General features: G+C 44.2%; 2 protein-coding genes. Both read right to left on the bottom strand.

Features of this window, described 5'->3' with window-relative positions; all coding sequences use genetic code 11:
• Positions 1 to 2,519 (bottom strand): Ig-like domain-containing protein (locus tag BP74_RS21505; RefSeq protein WP_496377602.1); only part of this gene is annotated, 2,519 nt, incomplete at its 3' end.
• 601 nt (positions 2,520 to 3,120) lie between these two features.
• Positions 3,121 to 5,634 (bottom strand): MBG domain-containing protein (locus BP74_RS21500; protein ID WP_496377600.1); only part of this gene is annotated, 2,514 nt, incomplete at its 5' end.

Below are 5,634 nucleotides of genomic sequence, written 5' to 3'. Positions count from 1 at the left end.
CTGGCACCACTGCAGAACGGCCCTGCCGTTACAGTTGGCGCATCCGGAGTCTGGTTCACCGTCACCGTCACTATCGAACGAAGACTCTCACAACCCTTCGCTGATGTCGTGCTCACGTAATATTGGTTCACGCCAACCGGTATCGCCGTACCAGCGGTAAGTGCTGTGGTAGCTGCATTGCTCTCGTAATACTTATACGCCCCATCTCCCGTTGGAAGTGAGCCAATCGTTGGACTGGCACCACTGCAGAACGGCCCTGCCGTTACAGTTGGCGCATCCGGGGTCTGGTTCACCGTCACCGCATGTGCATCAGACCTGGTAGAACAATTACTACCGTTGGTCACTTCCACTGTATAATCACCCGCTTCACTGGCAGAATAGGTCTGGCTGGTAGCTCCTACAATCAATCCATCATCCTTATACCACTGGTTTCCGGTGGCGGATGAAGAACTTAATAGTATGGAACTGCCCTGGCAGAATGAATTGGCACCCGTAACAGTTGGCTTAGCTGGAACAGCATTTACCTGTATGGTAGTGAAGTCAGAAACTGCTGTACATGAACCGCCACTGGTGGTTAAGGTTAAAGTAGCCAACCCGGTAAAGTCTCCCGGAGGGGTCCAGTTGGCATTTAAAGTAGTTGCATTGGGTAAGAACGTGCCTCCAACACCACCATCAGTCCATGTGCCCCCGGTAGCAGAACCAGTTACTGAACCACCTAATTCAGCAGATGTCTGTCCCTGGCAGATTGCAGGCAAAGCGCTTCCAGCTTCTGCATGTGGAACTCCATTCACTGTAACTGCTGTTATAGCATAGTTAGAACAGGCCCCTGCTGTGACAGTGTACCTTATGTTTACTTGTCCTGCCGCCACTCCGGATACTACACCTGAAGATGCATCCACTGTGGCAATGTTGCCATCTTCTGTTGACCACACACCATTGGCAGTGGCATCCTGTAGAGTAGTTGTGGCTCCTACACACACAGTAGTTGTCCCTGTTATAGCAGCTACATTCAAATCAGAATTATTACTCACCTGCACATTGACTGTGGCACTGCAACTACCTGTTTTGGAAACGGTCAATATATAGTTTCCGGCAGCTACAGCATTAAATGAATTGGTGGTTGTAGTATATATTGGTGTACCGCCCTGGCTTAGGGTATAGGTTGCCCCGCTAACGAAATTGGTGATGCTTACACTGCCGCTGGTTCCACATCCCGCCGGCACTGTACTGAATGTAGGCACTGGGAATTGTGGCTTGATTGTCACCACTGCACTTGCCGTTGCAGTGCCGGTACAGGCATTACTGCGGTTGTAGGTAAAGTTTACAGTATAGGTACCGGGTGTGCTATTGGCAATATCTATGGATCCTGAACTATTTAATAACAATCCCGAAGGAGATGATGGATCAACAGAAAAACTACCTGTGGTGATAGAGTTCTGGCCAAAGCTCACAGCTTGCCAGTTTGCCGTTCCACTCAGGTCCTGGCAAAAAGGACTGGCATAGGAAATAGTGGCGCTGTTGATACTCAATTCAGGAGTGAACTGTATGGGCTCTGCAAAATCCTCCAGGTTTCCGCTGATATCACTGGTGGATTTTGATTTCACCAAAAGGGTTCTGAAATCATAACCTATACAGGGATCATTATTGGCGCTTCGGGTGATCAGTTTGGAAATATTGATAGCCCCTTCAATAAACTGGTTGGATGAATAGGTTTTCAATCCATAAGCAGTATAAGGCACACGGATACTGAAGTTATTATTGGTAACAGCAAAGCCTTCATCACTTGCAGGAGTAAACAATACATAGGTGCTTCCCGACCACCTGTAAAACAATATTGCAGCAGGTGTGCTGGAATTCCCGGTAAATTGAACTGAAACAATTAGGTCGCCAGTAGTACGCGCACCCGTGAACCCCCCGGAAGATCCGAGCGGGTTGGTCCTTTCAAGTTTGGCCTGCAGGAACTCAAAATCAATGGAAGTAGCCCCCGAAGCTGACTCTCTGTCGGCACTGAACATACCCCAGGTTTCTCCTGCATCATCCTTTGCCACATAGCAAAGCGCATTATTGATATTAGCCTTTGAAGAAGCAGCAGCCGTTTTCCATTTCCAGGCCGAAATGGCATCTGTAGCCCTGTTGCTACCGTCATAGATCTTGTCACTGCTGGTATACAGGTCAACCACATGATAGCCCAAAGCCCTTATAGAATTGCCCGTATTACTATCCAGGATATTATTGCCACCAAAACCCGAACCAACTTCACCTTCAACCCAGTCACCCGAAGTACCGCTTTGTCTTTTTAAATACCCATCAATATTGAATTTGGTTGGAGTGCTACCAAAGACCCTTGTTGGCGGCAGGGGTGCTACCTGTGAGAATCCACGGAAGCCAATGAATAACTGAAGCAGCAATAAAAGCATGACATGCTTTGCAATGGCCCTGCTGATCATCAGCTTATCATTTTTTTGCCCTGGTGCAAGTGTAAATAGTTTTTCACTGCAAGGGATAGATGTACTTCTCATAATTATGGTGATTAATGAATGGACAGGATAGTAGAATGGAGATAATACAGGCAGCAGAACGCTCCTGTAAAAAGCAATTAGAATACGATTGGTGATACGCATAAACAGTAGTTAGAATAGCTTAATGGACTTAAAGACCCGCTTTTCTACAGGTATATCAATGGATGTTTACAATGACCTCCTGGTCAGTGTTTCAAGGGGGAAGAATAAGCAGTTAGCCAGATCAAATTCCTGGAAATAAACCAGGGTTACGATCATTGAATAGTAATACCAGGTTAAAGAGAGTTCGTTGGTTATAGATAAAATAGAAGCTTAGTTTATAGAAGGAACGGATGGCAATTAAATGTATCAGTCAATTAAAGCCTTACCAATTTACATGTGATAATTCCACGTTAATGGCAAAAACAATAAGTTTAGCAAAGGTGATATAAATGGCTTTGAGAGGGTGAGAGGGATTTCACTCCTAATATAGGAAAACTTACGATAGTACGGTGATTTTCAGCAGTATATTTTATAAAAAGCCCTATGTGCCGGCGGTGGCTGATCAGCAACAAAAAAAGGTGGCCTTTCGGGCCACCTTGCTTGTTTTTTTAGGGTATTATTAATTGGGCTGTTTTACCAGTTTCAATTGTTTCCTTTCATTACCCTGGATCATTTCTACGATGTACATACCCGGGCGGTAGTTGCTACCGATCTGCAAGGATTGATTAGCAGAAAGGTTGTTGAACAATTCCACTACTCTTCCGTTCAGATCAATCACCCTCACTTGTATCTTCTCTTCACGGTTACTGCTTTGAATGTTCACAGTGAATTTTGAAGTACTTGGGTTTGGATAAGCTTTGAGGTTGAAGGTAACAGCTTCTATTACTGGCTCACTTGCTGCAATTCTGGTTGTAGTAACAGTTGATGTTGTACCGCTACCAGTCACAGAAAGTTGATCAGCTGATGCTCCACAAACATCTGTAATAACTGTTTTTGTCCCATTCCAGTTGTTAGAATACCAAACACCTCCGGCTTTTCTGAATAGTGTTACACCTAACTTATCTCTCTGAGCTGGATTGACTACATTTCCATCCCATATATCCAATTGCATAGTACAACCACCTTCAATACTGCTTTCGACCCCATTCACAATTTCAGAGATGTTTGCCTTACTTGTGAATTGGGCATCACCAGGTGTAGGTTTACCAACTGAAAGAGAGGCAATAGACGTGCTCTTAATTTTATAATAATGAAGCACGCTGGTAACATTACCATTTCGATCATTATAGCTCTTCACATGGAATTCAACACTTCCCTGAGGATTGGTTAAACTCTTATTGTATTGAACATAGAAACTAAAATCTGCCATCGTTGAAGCCGCACCTTTTACATAGCCATTAGAGTTATTGTTACACAATTTACCGCCACCAGCTATTATACCACCTGGCACTGGAACAGCAATAGTGATCATACCATCATTATCAGGAGTAGGATTTTCAACATAATTACCTGTGACTTTTACAGCAATATTCAGAGATGTTGCCATAACAGAACCAATGTTATATTGAACAATTACTGAAGATGTTCCTGTGCCCGTTTGAGAAGGATCGACTAAACCAACAGGAAGATTCTGAGCACCTGTAATTGGCGTCAACGAATTGTCGCTGTTCCTGATAAAGAATGAAACCTTAGCTGTACGAATATCACCTGTATAATTTAGATTATTCGTAATCGTAGCAGTTAATGCTAAAGTTGCTGTCTTACTGCTTGGCCCTGTTGTCCAGTAAAAATTAGCACCGGTATAATAAGCATCTGCAAGTGGATTTGCAGTTTGTGGTGTAATGATCACGGACACTGTGCCACCAGTTACCTTGTAATTGCTATTTGATGATGTAAGTGAATTGGTTACAAAGTTTGTATAGGTTCCAACATTTGGACTCGATACAGTGGCTGAACCACCAAGAGTTACCACATCACCATTCACAGTATTACCAGGAGTGTTCAATTGAGCTGCTGTAAAGATTGGAGTTCCATTATACATTCTTGTTCCTGTAAAATTCAAAGAACGCTGATCAATAGTAAATGCAGTAGCATTACCCGCTGCCTGTACAAAAGTATAGTTACCGTTGTTGGCAGTCAGTCCACCACCAGTAATGGCATAGCTGGCAACATTGCTGAATTGAGTTGCCGTTGTGGTCCATGAAGCCGTCCCAGTAGTAGCATTAGACAGGTTATCACCACTTGCAAAGCCATTTACTGTACCGGTGAACGATGGGTTGGCATTACCATAGGTCTTGCCTGCTGCATTGGCATTGTATGTCAGTGTTGCCGCAGTAATACTTACAGAAACGACACCACCTGTTACTTTATAATTGCTATTTGATGATGTAAGTGAATTAGTTATAAAACCAGTGTATGTACCAACATTCTTACTTGATACTGTTGCTGAACCACCAAGTGTTACCACATCACTATTCACAGTATTACCCGGAGCATTCAATTGAGTTGAAGTAAATGCTACAGTGCCATCATACATCCTTGTTCCTGTAAAATTCAATGGACGCTGATTAATAGTAAATGCAGTGGCATTACCCGCTGCCTGTACAAAAGTATAGTTACCGTTGTTGGACGTCAATCCACTACCTGTAATAGCATAGCTGGTTACATTGCTGAATTGAGTTGCCGATGTAGTCCAGGCAGCTGTACCGGTTGTGGCATTGGATAGATTATCGCCACTTGCAAAACCTGTAACAGTACCACTGAACGATGGATTAGCATCACCATAGGTCTTGTTAGCAGCATTAGCAATATAAGTTAATGTAGCGGTAGTGATCACTCCCGTAGCAGGTGAAGCCACATAAGTGATGTTATAGTTGGACGTTACATCTACGCTGCCGGCATCCTTGATCGTCAGACCTGAGGCCGTCAACACGTGCGTGCTGCCCACATTCTTATTATCATACACCTGGGTTGGTGCCGTCAACACCGCATCTGTACCCTGAAGCGAGCCCACAGTTGGTGACGCAGAGGATGCAGTTGTCGCATCATAGGTCTTGCTGTCGGTTACTGCTGTCACAGTCAGGTTGCGCTGTGTGATCACTCCCGTAGCAGGTGAAGCCACATAAGTGATGTT

Source organism: Flavisolibacter ginsengiterrae DSM 18136 (genome assembly GCF_059568575.1).
Note: the sequence above shows the minus strand (reverse complement) of the source record. Positions and strands in the feature narration are given on the sequence as shown.